Raw genomic sequence first — 20,034 nt, forward strand, 5'->3', positions numbered from 1 at the left:
CGATTGCTCACCCGCTTGATGAAAGCCCCCCTCGATACCTGCATGTTGTGAGACGGGTCCACCGGTCCCAGGCGAACATTGAGCCTAGATATCGTAGGTATGCGCGGCGTTGATCGTCGAGATGAAGCGTTTGGTGCGCTCGCGTTCCGGCGCCGTGAAGATGGACTTCGCCGTGCCGGTTTCGACGACGTTTCCTGCTTCCAGGAACACGACGTTGTGGGCGATCTTCGAGGCGAGCCGCAGATCATGTGTCGCCATGACCATGGTCGTGCCTTCGCTGGCCAGCCGGCCGAGAACATCGACGACTTCCGCCGAAAGTTCGGGATCGAGTGCCGAGGTCGGCTCGTCGCAGAGCAGGACGCGCGGCGAAGGCGCCAGCGCACGGGCGATCGCGACGCGCTGCTGCTGGCCGCCGGAAAGTGTCGAAGGCCAAGCATCCGCCTTATGTGCCATATCGACCTTTGTCAGCAGTTCCATGGCGCGGGTGTGCGCCCTTTCTTTCGGCCATTTCAGGACCGTCACCAGGCCTTCCATGACGTTTTCGATCGCGGTCTGATGTGGGAAGAGCTGGAAATTTTGGAAGACCATGCCCGTCTGGCGGCGGATCTTCTGGATCGCTTGCCAACCAACCCGCCTTCCCGGCACAAAATCGAGCGTCTCTTCGCCGATCCTGATCGAGCCAGCGGTCGGGATCTCAAGCAGGTTGATGCAGCGAAGCAGCGTGCTCTTGCCGCCGCCGGAGGGACCCACGAGAGCAGTGACGGTGCCTTCTGGGATGCGGATGCTGATATCCTTCAGGATGATGACATCGTCGAAGCGCTTCTCGATATTGGAAAGCTCGATCATGCATTTGCCTCCAGCATGCCGCCGTAGCGCGCGAAGCGGCGCTCGAGCCGTACCTGCAGCGCTGAAAGAACGGAGCTCAAAACGAGGTAGATCAGCGCTGCCTCGATATAAAGGATCAGCGGCTCATAGGTTGTCGCAACGATGCGCTGTGCAGCCTGGAAAAGCTCCGGCACGGTGATTGCTGCCGCCAGCGATGTATCCTTGACCAATGAAATGAAGGTATTTGAGAGCGGCGGCACAGCGACACGACCGGCCTGCGGCAGGATCGTGCGGCTCATCGCCTGCCGCCAGTTCATGCCGATCGAATAGGCAGCTTCCCATTGTCCCTTCGAAACGGAGGAGATGACCGCCCGGATGATTTCGGAGCTGTAGGCGCCGATGTTCAGCGTGAAGCCGATCAGAGCCGCCGGAAAAGCGTCGAGCAGAATGCCGAGGCTCGGAAGGCCGTAGAAGATGACGAAAAGCTGCACGAGCAGCGGCGTGCCGCGGATGACCCAGACGTAGAACCGCGCGATTGAGGCGATGGGAGCCGGGCCGAAGAGGCGTGCTACGGCAGTCACCAACCCGAGCGCCAGGCCGAAGACGAATGAGAGCAGGGTCAGCGGTATGGTGAAGATCAGTCCGGCCCACAAAAGCGTGGGGAGCGATTCCGCCATCAGTTGAAGCCAGTGCGGCACGGGTGTGTTCCTTAATGAAAGGGCGTCCAGCGGGTTTTCGCTGGACGCTCTTCGGCAGATATAGAGGATGTGCTGGCGGCAGGAAACCGCCCTTTCGAAGCGCTTACTTCGATACGTCCTGGCCGAAATACTTATCAGCGATCTTCTTGTAGGTGCCGTCTGCCTTGATGTCTGCCAGTGCCTTGTTGATCGCCTCGAGCAGTTCCGGCTCTCCCTTGCGGATGATGATGCCGGAGTAGTCGGCGTTTTCCTGCTCTGCCGCAATCTTCACATTTGCGTCCGGCTTGTGCTTCTTGAAGTCCAGGAAAGAGAGGCTGTCATTGATCGTCGCATCGGCGCGGCCGGTCAGCACGAGCTGGATCGATTGGTCGAAGCCTTCGGTACCGACGAGCTCTGCGCCGGATTGCTCGGCGAGCTTGCCGAAGTTGCTCGTCAACGACTGGGCAGATTTCTTCCCCTTCAGGTCGGCGAAGCTCTTGATGCTGTCGTCGTCTGCACGGGCGATGAGCACCGCCTTGGAGGCGATGTAGGGCTCGGAGAAGTCGTATTTCTGCTTGCGGGCTTCGGTGATGCCGACCTGGTTGATGACGGTATCGTAGCGCTTGGCATCGAGGCCGGCAATCAGGCCGTCCCACTTGCCTTCAACGAACTCGGCCTTGACGCCGAGCTTGGCGGCAACCGCTTCGCCGATCTCGACGTCGAAGCCCACGAGCTTGCCGCTTTCGTCATGGTAGGTGAACGGCGCATAGGTGCCTTCCGTACCGATCTTGAAAACACCTGCGGATTTGATGGCGTTGAGATTTTCGCCGGCCTGGGCGGCGACGAAGGCAGCGGCCGAGATAAAGGCCGCGGCAGCGATGGTCTTGAGGAGCTTCATGTTTGCGGGTCCATTTGGGAGGAATTCGACGACAGATAGATCGCAGAAAATAGGGCGTGGCGAAGCGTAGAAAACTGCAAAGAAATTGGGCAACTGCGAATATTTTTCTCATTTATCTGGCTTTTGACGCGGCTTGTTTCAGGGCGTCAGAAAACGTGTGGCCAATACCTATTGTGTGCACGTTCATATACGTTTATGCACGTTTCCAGAAAACGAGCGCCAATTGCGAGCTAAACAGGCATGAATACGACCGAGATGCTGTTAAGGGAGCGGCAGAACATCATATCCGGCAAGCTTCAGGCGAACGGCCGTGTGCTTGCGGCTGAACTCGCGCTGGAATTCGGGGTCTCCGAAGATACGATCCGCCGCGATCTGCGCGAGATGGCAGCTGCCGGGCTCTGTGAGCGGGTCTATGGCGGTGCGCTGCCGGTTTCGCCTGCCGGCGGGAGCCTCAAGCAGCGAATGGGTATTGCCCTCGATCGCAAACAACTGCTGGCCCAGGCCGCCGTCTCGCAGATCGCGGCCGGGTCGACGGTATTCTTTGATGCCGGAAGCACCAATCTGGCGATTGCCAAAGCCCTTCCATCAGACATAACGCTGACGGCTGCGACGAATGCTCCGGCAATTGCCGCAGCGCTGATAGACAACGGCGGTGTCGATGTCATCCTGATCGGCGGAATGGTCGACCGGCAGGTGGGCGGCACGCTGGGCGCCAAGGCGATGCGGGACATGGAGCAGATCTCGCCAGACCTTTGCATTCTCGGCGCCTGCGGCATCGATCTGGAAGCGGGCGTCACGACATTCGGTTTCGAGGACGCGGAGTTCAAGCGGTTCGCGACGTCGCGAAGCCGGAAGGTGCTGGTTGCTGTGACCTCGGATAAATTCGGTACTGCGGCGCCGCACGGCGTCCTGCCTGTCGCGCATTGCGAATGCCTCGTCGTGGAGCACGATGCCGACGAGGCGCTGCTTGCGGCCTATCGCGAGCGGGGCTGCCGCACTGTCAAGGCGCGCAAGGCGCGATGAATAATCTTTGAGTCTGCAGGAGGAGACGGGCAACAATGGATAATCCGATGAATGTGGCCCAGGGGGTCCGGCGTGGCTTCCTGCCGAAGAGCAGGGTTGCGGTGTCGCTGCTCTTCTTGATGAACGGCTTTGTCGTCGGCTGCTGGGCTCCGAAGATTCCGGATTTCGCGGAGCGTCTGGAACTGACGAAATTCCAGCTCGGGCTGATGATCCTGGTGTTCGGCCTTGGGTCGTTGACCCTAATGCCGATTGCCGGCGCACAGATCGCCAAGCATGGCTCGCACGTGGTGTCGCGGGCAACTGCGGCCTGCGTACTGCCAATTCTGCTGGCGCTGACGCTGGCGCCGAATATTGTGACCGGCGCAATCGCGCTCTTCCTGTTTGGCGGCTTCATCGGCGCAATGGACGTCGCAATGAACGCCAACGCGGTTGCCGTCGAAAAGTCGATGCGTCGGGCGATTATGTCGTCCTGCCATGCCTTCTGGAGCCTTGGCGGCCTGATCGGTTCTGGCCTTGGCGGCTTCGTCATCGCCAAGCTCGGTGTTCTTGGCCATGCGCAGCTCGCCACCGTGCTCACGTTGATTTTCCTCGTGATCGCCTGGCCGATGATCCTTGCCGATCCGCCGCATCCGGATGAGAAGAAAGAAAAAACACGCCTGCCGATGACGCCTCTGCCATGGTTGCTTGGGCTCATGGCGCTCTTTTCGATGGTTCCGGAAGGTGCTGTGCTCGACTGGGGTGCGCTTTATCTCCGCCAGGAAATGAATGCATCCGTGGCTCTTTCCGGTTTCGGGTTTGCGGCCTTCTCGCTGACGATGGCAATCATGCGTTTCGCCGGCGATCTGGTGCGCGACAAACTCGGCGGGGTCAAGACGCTGCGCGTCTGCACCCTCTTTGCTATCGCCGGCATGCTGATCGCAGCCCTTGCGCCGAATGCCGAGCTTGCCATTGTCGGTTTCGCGTTCTGCGGCATCGGCATTTCGAACATGGTGCCGATCGCTTTTTCCGCGGCAGGCAATGTCCCTGGCCTGAAGGCTGGGATCGGCCTTTCGGTCGTCACGACCATGGGCTATTCCGGCATGCTGGTTGCACCCTCTGCAATTGGCTTTGCAGCCGAGCATGTCGGCTTTAGCGCCGTCTTCATGGCGCTGCCCGTCCTGCTGGTCGTGGTGCTGATCTTTTCGAAGCTTGCCCGCTACGCGGACGGCATCTCCGGCGGCGGCCACTAGGACAGCCAACTAAAAGTGATGCTTTGGGCGTTGACAAGAAAGCGGGTATGATCCACCTGAAAGGCACGAATTCAAGGGTTCAAGAGCTCTGTCTATGTCTTCACCTACCGATTTTGATCCGAAACCGCGCCGCGCTTCCGTCGCGGTCGACGTGGGCGGCGTGATCGTCGGCGGCGGTGCGCCGGTTGTCGTGCAGTCGATGACAAACACGGATACGGCGGATATCGATTCCACTGTTGCGCAGGTCGCAGCCCTCTTCAAGGCGGGCTCGGAGCTCGTGCGCATCACTGTCGATCGTGACGAAAGCGCTGCTGCCGTTCCGAAGATTCGCGAGCGGCTCCTGCGCCTCGGCATGGATGTGCCGCTAGTCGGCGACTTCCACTATATCGGCCACAAGCTGCTTGCAGATCATCCGGCCTGTGCCGAAGCATTGGCGAAATACCGCATCAATCCAGGCAATGTCGGTTTCAAGGACAAGAAGGACAAGCAGTTCGCCGAAATCATCGAGACAGCGGTCCGCTATGACAAGCCGGTGCGTATCGGCGTCAACTGGGGTTCGCTCGACCAGGACCTGCTGACGGCGCTGATGGACAAGAATGCCGAGGCAGGCTCGCCGCTTTCGGCACGTCAGGTGACGCGCGAGGCGATCGTGCAATCGGCGTTGATCTCGGCCACCCTTGCCGAAGAAATCGGCCTGCCGCGAAACCGCATCATCCTGTCGGCCAAGGTCAGCCAGGTCCAGGATCTGATTGCAGTCTATTCCATGCTTTCCGAGCGCTCGGACCATGCGCTGCATCTCGGACTCACCGAAGCAGGAATGGGCACCAAGGGCATCGTCGCTTCGTCGGCTGCCATGGGCTACGTTCTGCAGCACGGCATCGGCGATACGATCCGCGTTTCGCTGACGCCGGAGCCGAATGGCGATCGCACACGCGAAGTGCAGGTGGCACAGGAACTGCTGCAGGTTATGGGTTTCCGGCAGTTCGTGCCGGTGGTCGCCGCCTGTCCCGGCTGCGGCCGCACGACATCGACGGTTTTCCAGGAACTGGCGCAGAATATTCAGAACGATATCCGCAAGAACATGCCGGTCTGGCGGGAGAAATATCCGGGCGTGGAAGCCCTGAACGTCGCGGTGATGGGCTGTATCGTCAACGGGCCGGGCGAAAGCAAGCATGCCGATATCGGCATTTCCCTGCCTGGCACCGGCGAGACGCCGGCCGCTCCCGTATTCATTGATGGTAAGAAGGCGCTGACGTTGCGCGGGCCGAACATTGCTTCGGATTTCGAGGCGCTTGTCATCGACTACATCGAAAAGCGCTTCGGTCAAAAGACTGCTGCCGAATAAGCTCAGCCGCTGGACGCCAAGAGGCATCAGGCCTGCCGCTGCTGCGTCAGCTTTTTCGAGCGGCAACAAAATGCGCGGTGGCGGCGAGCGTCGCAGCGGCATCGCCGTAAGGCGCCAACAGCTGTGTCGCATCCCCGACGTGCCGCCGAAGCTCGGCTTCGGCCCATGCGATACCACGAAGAGAGACAAGGGTACCTTTGCCGCGGCCCACGTCCTTACCGGTCGCCTTGCCCATGGTGGCGGCGTCTGATGTGACATCAAGAAGATCGTCGGCGAGCTGGAAGGCAAGGCCGATCTTTTCGCCGAAAGCGCGCAGGCGCTTGCGATCATCGCTCGAAGCGCCGGCGATCATTGCGCCCGCTTCGCAAGCAAAGCGGATTAACGCTCCCGTCTTCATAGCCTGCAATGTAACGATGCCGCGTTCATCCGGTGTGTTTTTTTCCGCAGCGAGATCGAGTGCCTGTCCGCCAGCCATTCCGCCCAGGCCAGCGCTGCGCGCAAGCGCAAGGATCAACGCCACCTTGCTTTGCTCTGGAAGTCTCGTCTCGTCGGCGGCGACAATGTCGAAGGCGTAGGTTAGAAGACTGTCGCCTGCAAGGATCGCGGTCGCCTCGTCGAAGGCTATGTGCACCGTCGGTTTGCCGCGGCGTAGCTTGTCATCGTCCATCGCTGGAAGATCGTCATGAACGAGCGAATAGCAGTGAATGCATTCAAGTGCTGCACCCACTCTCAAGGCCGCCTCTTTGTCTCCGCCGAGGAGCAGCGCGCTCTCCACGACGAGAAACGGGCGAAGCCGCTTGCCACCGTTCAGCACCGCATAGTGCATCGCCGCCCTCAGGCTTTCAGGGCGGGCTATCTCATCTTCTCGCGTGTCATCGGAAAGCAGCGCGTCCAGCAACGCCTCGATCTCTTGGGCGTTGGTCTTCAAACGGATATCGAAGGCTTCGGAGCTCGCGACCATGCGCGCTCTTTGGCATGAGCAGTGGCGCCGTTGCAACGGAATTGTCAATGATCACAGCAAGATTTCCTTTGCATCTGGCCTTCACGACCAGCAAACGCTATGAGAGCGGAGGGAACAGGTGTTGGGCTTGCGCATATTGGACATATCGCCGGAAAGAGAGGACAGCATTGCGATGCCGGCTCATCGCCGTTTGTTCGCTTGGCTGCGCAGCCGGTCGATCATGACGCGCATCGTCCTTGCGATCGCTGGTTTTTTGATCCTGCCTTATGTTCTGATCTTTGTTTATCTGATCCCTTTTATTCATCCCGTCTCCACGCTGATGCTGCGCGACATCGTGCTCCTGCGCGGCTACGACCGGCAATGGGTTTCTTTGGACGACATCTCGCCGGTTCTCGTTCAGTCCGTGATGATGTCCGAGGATGGTCAGTACTGTTTCCACGGCGGCGTTGACTGGGGTGAAATGCAGGAGCTGGTCGCAGAGACCCTCGACGGCGAAGCGACCCGTGGCGGCAGCACAATCCCCATGCAGACGGCCAAGAACCTGTTTCTGTGGAATGGCCGCTCCTTTGTGCGCAAAGCACTTGAACTGCCCCTGGCGGTCGCCTCTGACCTCGTCTGGACCAAACGCCGGCTGATGGAGATCTATCTCAACATCGCCGAGTGGGGACCGGGCATCTACGGCATCGAGGCGGCAGCGCGCTATCATTTCAAGGTGCCGGCTTCCAAACTCTCGCGACGCCAGGCAGCGCTTTTGGCCGTTTCTCTTCCGAACCCGATCGACCGTAACGCCGGAAAGCCCCGCCGCGGCCTTCGCACGCTCGCCTCGGTCATCGAGCGCCGGGCTCAAGGTTCCGGCGATTACATCAGATGCCTTTATGATTGAGGCATGAATTATTCATTGGTCGCTTTGTCCTGGCGCCGCTAAATTCAGCCTCGAAATCAATTTGCGGATGTTTCATGGATAACCTTACCCTCTATATCGGAAACAAGAACTACTCCTCATGGTCGTTTCGGCCATGGATTGCGATGGAAGCAACGGGCATTCCGTTCGAAGAAATTCTGATCCCCTTTGATTTTCCCGCAGGCAATCCGCGAATCAGGGAAATCTCTCCCACGGGCAGGGTGCCGGTCCTGCTCCACGGCAGCCTGCGGGTATGGGAATCTCTTTCGATCATCGACTACGTCTCTGAGCTTTATCCCGAGGCGGGGCTTTGGCCGAAGGATCGCGCACAGCGCGCGGTGGCGCGTTCGGTCTCGATGGAAATGCTTTCGGGTTTCAGAGCGCTCAGAGGCGCATGCCCGATGAATATCCGGCGTGAGCGAGGCAAGATCGCACTTGCCGATGGCGTGATGGCTGATGTGCTGCGGATCGAAACCATTTTCCGCGAGTTGCGCGGCCGCTCGGGCGGACCGTTTCTCTTTGGCGGATTTTCGGCAGCCGACGCGATGTTTGCGCCGGTCGTCAGCCGCTTCGATACCTATGATCTTGTGATTGCCAGCGACACGTTGAGTTACATGTCGGCGCTAAAGGCACATCCTGCCTGGCTGAAGTGGGAAGCTGGGGCCCGGGTCGAACCCTGGATCGTGTCGGACGATGAGGTCTGAGGTTCAATTCGCGAGAATCGCAAAAAATCTGTTTGGGGACTGGTCAACCACCCTCAAGGCATGTATAAGCGCGCAAAATTTCCGAAATCGCGATACGTCCGTTTCGGCCGCCAGCTTGGCCGGGAATGTGTTGCTTGTGAATTGGAGTACGTAAAATGGCTGTACCGAAGAGAAAAACGAGCCCGTCCAAGCGCGGTATGCGCCGTTCTGCAGACGCACTGAAGGCTCCGACATACGTGGAAGACAAGAATTCCGGCGAACTGCGCCGCCCGCACCATATCGATCTGAAGACCGGTATGTATCGTGGCCGCCAGGTTCTGACGCCGAAGGAAAGCGCATAAGTTTTAAAATTCTGGCACAGCCAGGATTGAAAAGGCCGGCTTCAAACGCCGGCCTTTTTTTGCTTTGAGCACTATTGTATTTTCGATGTCTTGAAGTGGTGCTCTGCTGCAGTATTCCCGTCGAAATAGGGGGACATAGCTCAAATGATCGCTGTACTGCCGCTGATGGTAATCCCGTTTCTTCTTTACAATATGACGATGGCCGGTTTGATGGGCGGCGGAGGCATTCCCGCGCTCCAGCATGACATCATCGTGCTTTCGATGATCTCCGGTGCGATCTGGAGCATGGCGCTCGGCGATCTATTCATCGTCGTGGCGCTGGTCATCCTGTTCTTCGAGATATTGAAGGCGACCCGCAATGGATCCGGCAACCTTGTCAATCACATGCTGTCGATGCTGGTCTTCATCGCCTTCCTGGTCGAGTTCCTACTCGTCCAGGACGCGGCAACACAGGTCTTCTTCATCTTGATGACGATTGCACTGATCGACGTAATCGGCGGGTTTGCAGTCTCGATCCGAAGTGCTGGGCGCGATGTTTCGATCGGGCTTTGAACCCTAGAGATTGTCGAGCTTGTTCTGCAGGGCGCGCAGCTGTTCCTTCAACTCGTCGATATCCTTCGCCTCGGCCTTCTTCGTTTCCTTGGCGGGAGGGGTCATGAAGGGAGAGAACATCTGCATCGCCTTCTGAAACATCTCGGTGTTGCGGCGGACCTGGTCCTCGACCATTTGCATCGGCAGCTGCAGGTTCTTGCTGAGCGGTGATTCGCCGAAGGCGCGGTTCACCTGTTCGCGCATCTGCGCCTGCTGTTCGGTAAAGGCGCGCATGGAATGTTCGAGGAAGCTCGGAACGACCATCTGCATCTGATCGCCGTAATAGGTGATGAGCTGACGCAGGAAGGAAATCGGCAGCAGCGTATTCCCGGTTTTAGACTCCTGCTCGAAAATGATCTGGGTCAATACGGAATGTGTGATGTCATCACCGCTCTTTGCGTCCTGTACCGTAAAATCCTCTCCCTTCTTCACCATCTCCGCCAGATCTTCCAGCGTCACATAGGTGCTGGTGCCTGTATTGTAGAGGCGGCGGTTGGCGTATTTCTTGATGACTATTTGACCCTCATTCTTCGCCATATCAGTCTCCTGAACCCCGTCTGATTGTCATGGATATTCCTCCGTAACAGACTGTAGACGCAAAAGAAGCCTGGTGACAATCTCTTTGTGCGATGCGGCAACCCCTTTGAGAAAAGGGATAATTCGCATATTCGCAAGCCGCAGCGAAAATTGCCGCGATCGCCTTCCCGTTTGACTTAGGGCTGAAGCTTTGCCAGTTTCGACCTATGTAAGCTGAAGGAAAAACGAGGAGGCCTTTATGAGCAGTTCATCCATCGTCATCGCCAGCGCGGCCCGTACAGCGGTCGGCTCTTTCAATGGTGCATTCGCTACGGTTCCGGCGCATGAGCTTGGGGCTGCCGCCCTCAAAGCTGCGCTCGAACGGGCAGGCGTCGACGCAGCCGAGGTCGACGAGGTTATCCTTGGCCAGGTGCTGCAAGCAGGCGAGGGCCAAAATCCAGCGCGCCAGGCGGCCAAAAAGGCGGGCATTCCGAACGAGGCTACCGCCTGGAGCGTCAACCAGCTTTGCGGTTCGGGCCTTCGAGCAGTCGCTCTCGGAATGCAGCAGATCGCGCTGGGGGATGCAAAGATCATCGTCGCCGGCGGCCAGGAATCCATGTCGATGGCTCCGCATGCCGCGCATCTGCGTGGCGGCACGAAGATGGGCGACATGAAGATGGTCGACACCATGATCAAGGACGGCCTGACAGACGCTTTTTACGGCTATCACATGGGCATCACCGCCGAGAACGTCGCCCGCCAGTGGCAACTTTCCCGCGACGATCAGGATCAGTTTGCGGTTTCCTCTCAGAACAAGGCGGAAGCGGCCCAGAAGGAAGGCCGCTTCAAGGATGAGATCGTTCCCTTCGTCATCCAGACACGCAAGGGCGATGTGACGGTGGATGCGGACGAGTATATCCGTCACGGGGCAACACTCGATGCGATGGGCAAGCTTCGTCCGGCTTTCGACAAAGAGGGCACGGTGACGGCCGGCAATGCGTCGGGCCTCAATGACGGCGCGGCAGCCGCGATCCTGATGACGGAAGCGGAGGCCGCCAGGCGCGGCATCCAGCCGCTGGCACGCATCGTTTCCTGGGCGACGGCCGGTGTGGATCCTCAAGTCATGGGTACTGGCCCGATCCCTGCCTCGCGCAGGGCGCTCGAGAAGGCTGGCTGGTCCGTCGGCGATCTCGACCTGGTCGAGGCGAACGAGGCCTTTGCCGCTCAAGCTTGCGCTGTGAACAAGGATCTTGGCTGGGATCCGGCGATCGTCAACGTCAATGGCGGGGCAATCGCGATCGGTCATCCGATCGGTGCGTCCGGAGCGCGAGTTCTCAACACGCTGCTTTTCGAAATGAAGCGGCGCAGCGTCAAGAAGGGTCTTGCGACACTTTGCATCGGCGGCGGCATGGGTGTCGCCATGTGCTTCGAGGCACTTTGAATAGTATGCGATTGATGGTTCGAGAACGCCTGATCAAAGGCGAATGACCGAGAGGGGAGCGAAGCATGAGCAGAGTGGTTTTGGTCACCGGTGGTACGCGCGGCATCGGTGCCGCCATTTCGATGGCACTAAGGAATGCAGGCTATAAGGTCGCCGCCAATTATGCCGGCAACGACGAGAAGGCGAGGGCCTTCCATGACGTGACCGGCATCCCGGTCTTCAAGTGGGATGTTTCCGATTACGTCGCTTGCGGCGAAGGTGTCGCAAAGGTGGAGGCAGAGCTCGGCGGCATCGAGGTGCTGGTCAACAATGCCGGCATTACCCGCGACGCAATGTTTCACAAAATGACGCCGCAGCAATGGCACGAGGTCATCAATACAAACCTTTCCGGCCTCTTCAACATGACGCACCACGTCTGGGGCGGGATGCGCGACCGCAGCTTCGGACGCATCGTCAACATCTCATCCATCAATGGCCAAAAGGGTCAGATGGGGCAGGTGAACTATTCGGCTGCCAAGGCGGGTGATCTCGGCTTTACGAAAGCGCTTGCCCAGGAGGGGGCAGCGAAGAACATTACGGTGAATGCCGTGTGCCCAGGCTATATCGGCACGGAAATGGTCCTCGCCGTTCCGGAGAAAGTGCTCAACGAGCGGATCATTCCCCAGATTCCGGTCGGGCGCCTTGGTGAGCCGGAGGAAGTCGCGCGCTGCGTTGCCTTTCTCATCTCCGACGATGCCGGCTTTATCACCGGCTCGACGATTTCGGCGAACGGTGGCCAGTTCGTCGTTTAGTTGCCGCGCGGACGTCTGGTATTTGCCCTGACTGCTACTCTTTGCGGACGCCTGTCGCCGCCGCAAAGCGTAGCAGAGGCGGTGGTGAAAAACGCTGCCGCAACAAGAACGGCGACAGCGGCATTCAAAATGATCTGAACCATGGAAGCATTCCTTGCGTAAACGGCACTCGTTGCCGCGTTATGGAAGGAATATGCGCCTCATCCCTATAGGCGAGTAGATTTGACTTTCACGACCGATCGTCAACAGCTTGTTGACGACGCGCAAAAAAACGGGCGCCGACGCGCCCGTTTCCATTCATTTAAACGACACTTCTTAGTAGCGGCGCGGGCAGCGTGCTTCGTAGCGGCGGCCGTAGCGGTCGCGATAGACGCAGTAGCCGCGGCGTTCCACAGACTGGCCGATTAGAGCACCAGCAAGGCCGCCGGCAACTGCACCGACTGCAGCGCCACCCCAGCTGTCGCTGACAGCACCACCAATGATTGCGCCGGTACCAGCGCCAATGGCCGTCCCTCTTTCCGTCGGCGTGCAGGATGCAAGGGCGCCTACAAGGGCAGCTACAATCGCAATTTTTTTCATCATGAGTTTCACTCCCAGTTACCTGGCCGTTAAATCCGGCCCATTAAGACAAGGATAATTATAATGATGAGAACTAGCCCCAAACCACCGGAAGGTCCATAGCCCCAACCGCGGCTGTATCCCCAATTCGGGAGGGCGCCAATCAAAAGCAGAATAAGGATAATGAGAAGTATCGTTCCGAGCATGTTGCGATTCCTTCAACTCATCGTGAGTCCGAATGGACAATAAACACGCATCCGCGATTTTTGTTCCCGGCTAAGCTCCGCAATATGCAAACGGCGCCGGTTTTCTGCTTTGGACTAAAATCAAGAACGGTGATCAACAGAAGCGTTAATCGTTGAAAGGACTGTCGGCGGCAGTGCCGAACGACCGGCGCTTTGCGGTGGTCCTATGGTTAAAATTCGATTATAATACAACATGTTGCGGTGAACGAACCGGGAAAATCGCGATGTCGCTGATTCGTAAGCGATTCGTTCCGGGTTTGATCGAAATGTTAATGCGATCGCATGAAGGCGTTGCTTGAATAGGAATCCGGCTTCCGAAACCGAAAGCAACCTTGCCTTTTGCGATTCGCCGCCGATGGTTCCGGCTTTGGCCGAAGCATCAACTCCCGGCAGTTTTCCCGGCTATTTTCTCGTTCGTATTCGCTCTCGGTAAGAACGTTAACTCGAAGAGCATTTGGAGCTACCCAGCGCCTGATGCCGATTCAGCATCTAGTAGGAAAAACTGATTCAAAACCAATACTTAGCCGTGAACAAAAGCTGAATCATCGCGCGTCACCGATTCGTCGCTGATTCGTTCTCACGCTGTTCCGAATCTTAAAACAGTCACTTAGCGGCATTTCCTGAATCAAGTTTGCAGCTCATTTTGGAAGACAGGTCTTGCGTTTAGCCGGGCGGCTGTCCATGTGTTGTCTGCTTCGGCAACGGAGCGCACTTGACCCCGAGGCTCCCACGCCTCACTTGCATGGACAATGACACTGACATCGCAGCCCATGATACTGAGCGGGCGCGGCGTGACCGCGGTGCTCGGCCCCACCAATACGGGCAAGACCCATTACGCCATCGAGCGCATGGTAGCCCACGGCACCGGCGTGATCGGCCTGCCGCTGCGTTTGCTGGCCCGTGAAGTCTATACGCGTGTCGTCGAAAAAGTGGGAGTGCCGAATGTCGCCCTCGTGACCGGCGAGGAGAAGATATCGCCGCCGACTGCGCGCTTTTCGGTTTGCACGGTCGAAGCCATGCCGCGCGAAACCAAGGCTGCCTTTGTCGCGATCGATGAGGTCCAGCTTGCAGGCGACCTTGAGCGCGGCCACATCTTCACTGACCGTATTTTACATTTGCGCGGCCGCGACGAAACGCTGCTTCTAGGCGCCGATACGATGCGGCCGATCCTGCAGCAACTCCTGCCGGGCATCACGGTCGTTGAGAGACCGCGGCTTTCGCACCTCTTCTACGCGGGTCAAAAGAAGATCACCCGTCTTCCTCAACGATCGGTTGTCGTCGCCTTTTCGGCAGATGAGGTCTACGCCATTGCCGAATTGATCCGCCGCCAGCGAGGGGGGGCTGCGGTTGTTCTCGGTGCCCTCAGCCCCCGCACCCGAAATTCTCAAGTTGCGCTTTATCAGGCCGGCGATGTCGAATATCTCGTCGCAACCGATGCGATCGGCATGGGCCTCAATCTCGATGTCGATCACGTGGCGTTCGCGCAGGACCGCAAGTTCGACGGCTATCAGTTCCGAAATCTCAATCCTGCCGAACTTGGTCAGGTTGCCGGGCGTGCCGGCCGTCACGTGCGTGACGGTACATTCGGGGTAACAGGCCAAGTGCAGCCGTTCGACGATGAATTGGCACAGCGCATAGAAGCGCACGAATTCGACAATGTCAGAGTCTTGCAGTGGCGCACGAAAGAGCTCGATTTCTCGTCAATACAATCATTGCGGGCGAGTCTTGAACGTCCGCCGAGCGCTGAAGGTTTGACGCGGGCTTTGCCCGCCGTCGACCAGCAAGCGCTTGAACATCTGACGCGCTATCCGGAAATCATTGATCTGGCTACAAATCCGCAGCGCGTGGAGAAGCTTTGGGAAACTTGCGCGCTGCCTGATTATCGGCGTATCACCCCTGCACAGCATGCTGACCTGATCTCGACGCTCTTTTCCGATCTTGTGCGCTATGGCACGGTGAAAGAGCAGTTTCTCGCGGAGCAGGTGCAGCGAGCCGATCGCACGGATGGCGAAATTGACACGCTTTCGGCGCGAATCGCGCAGATAAGAACATGGACTTATGTGTCGAATCGGCCCGGATGGCTTGCCGATCCGACACACTGGCAGGAAAAGACGCGGGAAATCGAGGATCGATTGTCCGATGCGTTACATGAAAGGTTGACGAAACGCTTTGTTGATCGCAGGACATCTGTGCTCATGAAGCGCCTGAGAGAGAATGCGATGCTGGAAGCTGAAATCAGTGTGAATGGCGATGTCTTTGTTGAAGGACATCATGTGGGGCAGTTGTCCGGGTTCCGGTTTACCCCAATTTCGGGTGCGGACGGATCGGACGCCAAGGCGATCCAAACGGCATCGCAAAAGGCGCTTGCCCTGGAGTTCGAGGCACGCGCCGCGCGCCTCCATGCTGCAGGCAACAGCGATCTGGCGATCAGCGCCGACGGCCTCATCCGGTGGATCGGCGATCCGGTTGCGCGCCTTGCCGGCAGCGAGCACGTCATGCGCCCTCGCGTCATCCTGCTTGCCGACGAACAGCTGACGGGTAACGCGCGCGAGCACGTTGCAGCTCGCGTCGAGCGCTTCGTCAATCACCATATCAGCACGGTTTTGAAGCCGCTCGACGACCTTTCGCGTGCTGAAGACCTGCAGGGCCTTGCCAAGGGCCTCGCCTTCCAGCTGGTCGAAAATCTCGGCGTGCTCTTCCGCCGCGATGTGACGGAAGAGGTGAAGTCGCTGGATCAGGACGCGCGCGCTTCCATGCGCCGTTATGGTGTTCGCTTCGGCGCCTACCACATTTTCGTCCCCGCGCTTTTGAAGCCGGCACCGGCTGAACTCATCACGCTGCTCTGGGCCTTGAAAAATGACGGCCTCGAAAAACCGGGCTATGGCGACCTCATTCCGGTGCTGGCTGCCGGCCGCACGTCCGTCGTGACCGATCCGGGCTTCGAGCGCACGTTCTATAAGCTCGCCGGCTTCCGTTTTCTCGGCAAGCGTGCCGTTCGCATCGATATTCTCGAGCGGCTTGCAGATATCATCCGTCCGTTGCTGCAGTGGAAGCCGGGTCAGGCGAACCGGCCGGAAGGCGCTTATGATGGCCGCCGCTTCACGACCACCACCGCGATGCTTTCGATCCTCGGCGCGACGCTGGAGGACATGGAAGAGATCCTCAAGGGCCTCGGCTATCGCGCCGATGCCGTGACGGCCGAGGATGCGGCAACTCATCTTGCTGCCCAGGATGCTTCCGCTGCCCCGGCAGCCGAACCCTCTGGGGAAGAGACCGGCGAGAAAGCCGATCATGACGATGCTGACAGCACTTCGGAAGAAGCTGCTTCCGTGGCGCCGGTTGCAGAAGAAAAACCTGCTGTCGAGGCCGCGGCGAGCGAAGCATCCGCGGCTGAATCTGCGGAAGCCGCTGAACCTGTCGAACCGAAACCTGTCCTTTTGTGGCGTCTTGGCGGACGCAACGACAACCATCGCCAAGCACGCGGCCCTGGGGACCGCCGCGGCGGTGACCGTCAGCAGCAGGGCAACCGCCGTCACGGCGGCGGTGAAGGCGCAGAAGGCAATCGTGGCGAAGGCCGGGACGGCAAACGCCACGAACGGGGCCGCGACGGCGGCAAGCCGCACCAGGCCCGTGGCGATCGCAACGAGCCGCGGGGTGATCGTCAGGATCGCGGCGAGCGCAAGGATCGCAACGACCGCAACAACAATCGCAACGGCTCGCAGCCGCTGCGCTTCGAGGCAAAGCCGCCGCGCAAGGAAAAGCCGATCGATCCGGATTCTCCTTTCGCAAAGCTCGCTGCCTTGAAGGAGCAGATGAAGAAGTAGCCGATGAGCAGGGAGACACAGCCAGGAAGCGGTTCGCGTCAGCGCATCGACAAGTGGCTGTTTTTCTCGCGCATGGTGAAGTCACGCTCTCTGGCGCAAGGCCACATCCAGTCAGGCCACGTTCGCATCAATGGCGAGCGCGTCCAACAACCCAGCCAGACCGTGAAGGCGGGTGACCGTGTCGAGCTGACGCTGGATCGCCGGGATGTGGTTCTGATCGTGAAGGCATCAGGCGAGAGGCGCGGGCCTTTCGAAGAGGCAAAACTACTTTACGAGGATCTGACGCCGCCCCAGGGTGAGACAAAACGTCTCACGCCCTACGAGCAAGCCATCCGTTCCACGGGCGCTGGCCGGCCGACGAAAAAGGAGCGGCGCGCAGTCGACAGGCTGATGTCGGACGAGGATTAGAAAACTCTGTCCGTCAGGCCTTGATCGACAGATCGTTTATTCTTGAAATTCGACCACAAAGCCGATACGTGACAGTCAACTTGCCGGACAGTGTGCTTGCCTCCCAAGCCTGTCCACGCTGTCCTCCGGCCAGGGGAAAGGCGCGACGTTCCAGGTTGCCCGGCCCCGCTTGCGTGAAAATCCTGGAGTTCTTCATGACCTATGTCGTGACCGACAATTGCATTCGCTGCAAATATACCGACTGCGTGGAAGTCTGCCCTGTCGACTGCTTCTATGAGGGCGAAAATTTCCTCGTCATCCACCCGGATGAGTGCATCGACTGCGGCGTCTGCGAACCGGAATGTCCCGCCGAGGCCATCAAGCCGGATACCGAGCCTGGGCTCGACAAGTGGCTCAAGATCAATGCTGAATATGCCAGCAGCTGGCCCAACATCACCGTCAAGAAAGAACCGATGGCGGAAGCCAAGGAAATGGACGGAGAGGCCGGCAAGTTCGAGAAATACTTCAGCGAAAAACCCGGTTCCGGCGATTGATGATTACTTGCCGGCGTAGCCTCGAAATCGGGGCCGAAGCAGGGCGTAAACGTTTATAGAATGCGTTGCTCATATGGGTGCCATGTGTTGCCCACATGACTCACGTTAAGCAAATTATTGATTTCCTCATATTTTTATGATAGGTTTGCCACACTGATCCATTTGAGGCACGAAGCGTGCCCAAAACCATCACGAAAGCAAAAGAAATCCGTACGCGGTTCCCCGTGAGATATCAACGCCTTGAGCTGTTCGATCATTGATCGCGCGCAAGGAGATCTTTTGCTTCTGTCTGGTGGGACCAGAGTGAAGTCACCCGACGGAGCTGATCCGTCTCATCCGGGCCTGACTGACCCGGCTCCGGCCGCTGCCGGACGCGTAACAGGGAGTTTTTGATTAGTATGACGACCCAGCAGAAAAAACCTTCAGCAGCACGCCATGGCTTCAAGACCGGCGAATCGATCGTATACCCCGCTCACGGCGTCGGTAACATCACGGCTATCGAAGAGCAAGAAGTCGCCGGCATGAAGCTCGAGCTTTTCGTTATCGATTTCGAGAAAGACAAGATGCGCCTGAAAGTTCCCGTTGCCAAGGCAATGAGCATCGGCATGCGCAAACTTTCGGAAACCGATTTCGTCGAGCGCGCCCTGAAGGTCGTGCAGGGTAAGGCACGTGTCAAGCGTACCATGTGGTCCCGCCGCGCGCAGGAATATGATGCCAAGATCAACTCCGGTGACCTGATTTCCATCGCAGAAGTCGTTCGCGACCTCTATCGCGCCGAAAATCAGCCGGAGCAATCCTATTCCGAGCGTCAGCTCTATGAAGCGGCACTCGATCGCATGGCGCGCGAAATCGCCGCAGTGAACAAGATGTCGGAAACCGAAGCCGTCCGTCTGGTCGAGATGAATCTCAACAAGGGTCCGAAGCGCGGCAAGGCAATCGAAGAAGACGATTCGCAGGACGAAGCCGCTTAATACTGCATTGTTTTCCTTAACAAAAAGCCCGGCCAGCGTGCCGGGTTTTTTTGTGGAACTTTTTCCGGTCAGCCGCGTTTAGACACTGTACGTGCGGATTGCATCGGGAAATATCTGCCTGATCGAACGTTCGCATTCCTGTCAACGTTCGATGAGGAGCGGATCATGCCTTCCACAACTTGCCAGGCCGGCAACTTGAAGAAACGGGTCCAACCTTACCTGCATATGACGAAGAGATAGGGCCTCCTCCTGAAAAATCCAGGAGCGGGGCCTTTATGCATTCACACGCTGGATTGATCCGGGCAGCTTTGGTCCGGGAGTAACCTGATTGTTTTCTTTCAAGGGCACGAGGCCTGATTTTTAGGAGACCGATATGAAGAACATGTCTGCAGACCGGCGCATGATCAAAATCGCCATGGCGGCTCCCTATCTTGCTCGCGAAGAAGAACATGATCTCGCTATTCGCTGGAAGGACAACGAGGATCGCGGCGCCCGCAATCAGATCGCGATGGCTCACATGCGTCTCGTCATTTCGATGGCGGGCAAGTTTCGCAATTTCGGTCTGCCGATGAGCGATCTTGTCCAGGAAGGTTATGTCGGCCTGCTGGAAGCGGCCGCCCGCTTTGAGCCGGAGCGCGAGGTGCGCTTCTCTACCTACGCAAGCTGGTGGATTCGCGCGTCGATCCAGGATTACATCCTGCGCAACTGGTCGATTGTCCGCGGCGGCACGAGCTCCGCCCAGAAGGCTCTCTTCTTCAATCTGCGTCGCCTGCGCGCCAAACTTGCCAGAGGCGACTCGCATCTTACCCTTCAGTCCATCCATCAGGAGATCGCGGCTGCCCTGGGTGTCAGCCTTGCCGACGTCCAGACGATGGATGCGCGCCTTTCCGGCAATGACGCCTCGCTGCAGGCGCCCTCGGTTTCCGGCGATGCCGACAGCGCGGAGAAGATGGATTTCCTTGTCAGCGACGATCCATTGCCGGACGAGCAGGTTTCCAACATGATTGATGGCGAACGTCGCCGTATCTGGCTGACATCGGCGCTGAAACATCTCAATGAGCGCGAAATGAAGATCATTGCGGCACGCCGCCTTGCCGAAGAAGGCGCAACACTCGAGGAACTCGGCGCCGATCTTGGAATTTCGAAGGAACGCGTACGCCAGATCGAAAGCCGCGCCATGGAAAAATTGCGCAGCGCGCTTGTCAGTGCGGATCCCCATATGGCGGCTCACGCCTGAAATCTCTTACTTCCA

Annotated in this window: 22 protein-coding genes; 14 read left to right on the forward strand and 8 right to left on the reverse strand. The window is 58.4% G+C overall.

Annotated elements, in window-relative coordinates; all coding sequences use genetic code 11:
• Nucleotides 1-84 precede the first annotated feature (84 nt).
• The 3 genes from BLP23_RS20195 to BLP23_RS20205 form a co-directional block, all read right to left on the reverse strand.
• Complete coding sequence (locus tag BLP23_RS20195; protein ID WP_092586629.1) at nucleotides 85-846, reverse strand: amino acid ABC transporter ATP-binding protein; 762 nt, start codon at nucleotides 844-846, stop codon at nucleotides 85-87.
• Nucleotides 843-1,523, reverse strand: coding sequence for an amino acid ABC transporter permease (locus BLP23_RS20200; RefSeq protein WP_074070024.1), 681 nt, complete (start codon nucleotides 1,521-1,523; stop codon nucleotides 843-845). The genes BLP23_RS20195 and BLP23_RS20200 overlap by 4 nt, the downstream gene beginning before the upstream one ends.
• A 103-nt stretch (nucleotides 1,524-1,626) precedes the next feature.
• A complete protein-coding gene (locus BLP23_RS20205; RefSeq protein ID WP_092586767.1) occupies nucleotides 1,627-2,400 on the reverse strand; it encodes an amino acid ABC transporter substrate-binding protein in 774 nt (257 codons plus the stop codon).
• A 240-nt stretch (nucleotides 2,401-2,640) separates the two neighbouring features.
• Between BLP23_RS20205 and BLP23_RS20210 the strand changes: the two genes are divergently transcribed.
• The 3 genes from BLP23_RS20210 (at nucleotide 2,641) to ispG (ending at nucleotide 5,997) form a co-directional block, all read left to right on the forward strand.
• Complete coding sequence (locus BLP23_RS20210) at nucleotides 2,641-3,423, forward strand: DeoR/GlpR family DNA-binding transcription regulator (RefSeq protein WP_092586630.1); 783 nt, start codon at nucleotides 2,641-2,643, stop codon at nucleotides 3,421-3,423.
• Nucleotides 3,424-3,458: 35 nt separating this feature from the next.
• Nucleotides 3,459-4,652 (forward strand): MFS transporter, encoded by a 1,194-nt coding sequence (locus BLP23_RS20215; protein ID WP_092586631.1) that lies wholly within the window; start codon nucleotides 3,459-3,461, stop codon nucleotides 4,650-4,652.
• Nucleotides 4,653-4,746: 94 nt separating this feature from the next.
• Nucleotides 4,747-5,997 (forward strand): flavodoxin-dependent (E)-4-hydroxy-3-methylbut-2-enyl-diphosphate synthase, encoded by a 1,251-nt coding sequence (gene ispG / locus BLP23_RS20220; protein ID WP_092586632.1) that lies wholly within the window; start codon nucleotides 4,747-4,749, stop codon nucleotides 5,995-5,997.
• 46 nt (nucleotides 5,998-6,043) lie between these two features.
• On the opposite strand, the gene BLP23_RS20225 is transcribed toward ispG, so the two are convergent.
• On the reverse strand, nucleotides 6,044-6,958 hold the full coding sequence (locus BLP23_RS20225) for a polyprenyl synthetase family protein (protein ID WP_092586633.1): 915 nt from the start codon (nucleotides 6,956-6,958) through the stop codon (nucleotides 6,044-6,046).
• A 136-nt stretch (nucleotides 6,959-7,094) separates the two neighbouring features.
• Between BLP23_RS20225 and mtgA the strand changes: the two genes are divergently transcribed.
• The 4 genes from mtgA (at nucleotide 7,095) to BLP23_RS20245 (ending at nucleotide 9,456) form a co-directional block, all read left to right on the forward strand.
• Nucleotides 7,095-7,841 carry a monofunctional biosynthetic peptidoglycan transglycosylase gene (gene mtgA, locus BLP23_RS20230; protein ID WP_208603182.1) on the forward strand — a complete coding sequence of 249 codons (747 nt, stop codon included), beginning with the start codon at nucleotides 7,095-7,097 and terminating at the stop codon, nucleotides 7,839-7,841.
• Between the two features lie 74 nt (nucleotides 7,842-7,915).
• Nucleotides 7,916-8,563, forward strand: a complete 648-nt coding sequence (locus BLP23_RS20235; RefSeq protein WP_092586634.1) for a glutathione S-transferase family protein — start codon at nucleotides 7,916-7,918, stop codon at nucleotides 8,561-8,563.
• Nucleotides 8,564-8,718: 155 nt separating this feature from the next.
• On the forward strand, nucleotides 8,719-8,904 hold the full coding sequence (rpmF, locus tag BLP23_RS20240; RefSeq protein WP_003543812.1) for a 50S ribosomal protein L32: 186 nt from the start codon (nucleotides 8,719-8,721) through the stop codon (nucleotides 8,902-8,904).
• Between the two features lie 144 nt (nucleotides 8,905-9,048).
• Nucleotides 9,049-9,456 carry a hypothetical protein gene (locus tag BLP23_RS20245; RefSeq protein WP_092586635.1) on the forward strand — a complete coding sequence of 136 codons (408 nt, stop codon included), beginning with the start codon at nucleotides 9,049-9,051 and terminating at the stop codon, nucleotides 9,454-9,456.
• 3 nt (nucleotides 9,457-9,459) lie between these two features.
• Here BLP23_RS20245 and phaR read toward each other — a convergent pair whose 3' ends face one another.
• Nucleotides 9,460-10,032, reverse strand: a complete 573-nt coding sequence (gene phaR / locus BLP23_RS20250) for a polyhydroxyalkanoate synthesis repressor PhaR (RefSeq protein WP_092586636.1) — start codon at nucleotides 10,030-10,032, stop codon at nucleotides 9,460-9,462.
• A 238-nt stretch (nucleotides 10,033-10,270) separates the two neighbouring features.
• Here phaR and BLP23_RS20255 point away from each other — a divergent pair, with 238 nt between their 5' ends.
• Both BLP23_RS20255 and phbB read left to right on the forward strand, forming a co-directional pair.
• Nucleotides 10,271-11,452 carry an acetyl-CoA C-acetyltransferase gene (locus BLP23_RS20255; RefSeq protein ID WP_092586637.1) on the forward strand — a complete coding sequence of 394 codons (1,182 nt, stop codon included), beginning with the start codon at nucleotides 10,271-10,273 and terminating at the stop codon, nucleotides 11,450-11,452.
• Between the two features lie 65 nt (nucleotides 11,453-11,517).
• Complete coding sequence (gene phbB, locus BLP23_RS20260; RefSeq protein ID WP_092586638.1) at nucleotides 11,518-12,243, forward strand: acetoacetyl-CoA reductase; 726 nt, start codon at nucleotides 11,518-11,520, stop codon at nucleotides 12,241-12,243.
• On the opposite strand, the gene BLP23_RS33755 is transcribed toward phbB, so the two are convergent.
• The 3 genes from BLP23_RS33755 to BLP23_RS20270 all read right to left on the reverse strand — a co-directional run bounded on the left by BLP23_RS33755 (nucleotide 12,240) and on the right by BLP23_RS20270 (nucleotide 13,007).
• Nucleotides 12,240-12,386, reverse strand: a complete 147-nt coding sequence (locus tag BLP23_RS33755) for a hypothetical protein (protein ID WP_167363947.1) — start codon at nucleotides 12,384-12,386, stop codon at nucleotides 12,240-12,242. The two genes, phbB and BLP23_RS33755, sit on opposite strands and share 4 nt — an antisense overlap.
• Before the next feature lie 172 nt (nucleotides 12,387-12,558).
• Entirely contained in the window at nucleotides 12,559-12,825 is a 267-nt protein-coding gene (locus BLP23_RS20265) for a YMGG-like glycine zipper-containing protein (RefSeq protein WP_039846458.1), read from the reverse strand.
• 26 nt (nucleotides 12,826-12,851) lie between these two features.
• Nucleotides 12,852-13,007: a DUF3309 family protein gene (locus BLP23_RS20270; RefSeq protein ID WP_022717477.1), complete on the reverse strand. Its 156-nt coding sequence runs from the start codon at nucleotides 13,005-13,007 to the stop codon at nucleotides 12,852-12,854.
• A gap of 788 nt (nucleotides 13,008-13,795) precedes the next feature.
• Between BLP23_RS20270 and BLP23_RS20275 the strand changes: the two genes are divergently transcribed.
• From BLP23_RS20275 to BLP23_RS20295, 5 genes are all read left to right on the forward strand, one after another.
• Complete coding sequence (locus BLP23_RS20275) at nucleotides 13,796-16,870, forward strand: helicase-related protein (protein WP_092586639.1); 3,075 nt, start codon at nucleotides 13,796-13,798, stop codon at nucleotides 16,868-16,870.
• Between the two features lie 3 nt (nucleotides 16,871-16,873).
• Nucleotides 16,874-17,278: an RNA-binding S4 domain-containing protein gene (locus BLP23_RS20280; protein ID WP_092586640.1), complete on the forward strand. Its 405-nt coding sequence runs from the start codon at nucleotides 16,874-16,876 to the stop codon at nucleotides 17,276-17,278.
• A gap of 194 nt (nucleotides 17,279-17,472) precedes the next feature.
• Entirely contained in the window at nucleotides 17,473-17,811 is a 339-nt protein-coding gene (gene fdxA, locus BLP23_RS20285; protein ID WP_028739996.1) for a ferredoxin FdxA, read from the forward strand.
• 398 nt (nucleotides 17,812-18,209) lie between these two features.
• Entirely contained in the window at nucleotides 18,210-18,782 is a 573-nt protein-coding gene (locus tag BLP23_RS20290; protein ID WP_022717473.1) for a CarD family transcriptional regulator, read from the forward strand.
• A 373-nt stretch (nucleotides 18,783-19,155) separates the two neighbouring features.
• Nucleotides 19,156-20,019 (forward strand): RNA polymerase factor sigma-32, encoded by an 864-nt coding sequence (locus tag BLP23_RS20295; RefSeq protein WP_022717472.1) that lies wholly within the window; start codon nucleotides 19,156-19,158, stop codon nucleotides 20,017-20,019.
• Nucleotides 20,020-20,034: the final 15 nt, after the last annotated feature.

The organism is Rhizobium mongolense subsp. loessense, assembly GCF_900099775.1.
Classification (GTDB): domain Bacteria; phylum Pseudomonadota; class Alphaproteobacteria; order Rhizobiales; family Rhizobiaceae; genus Rhizobium; species Rhizobium loessense.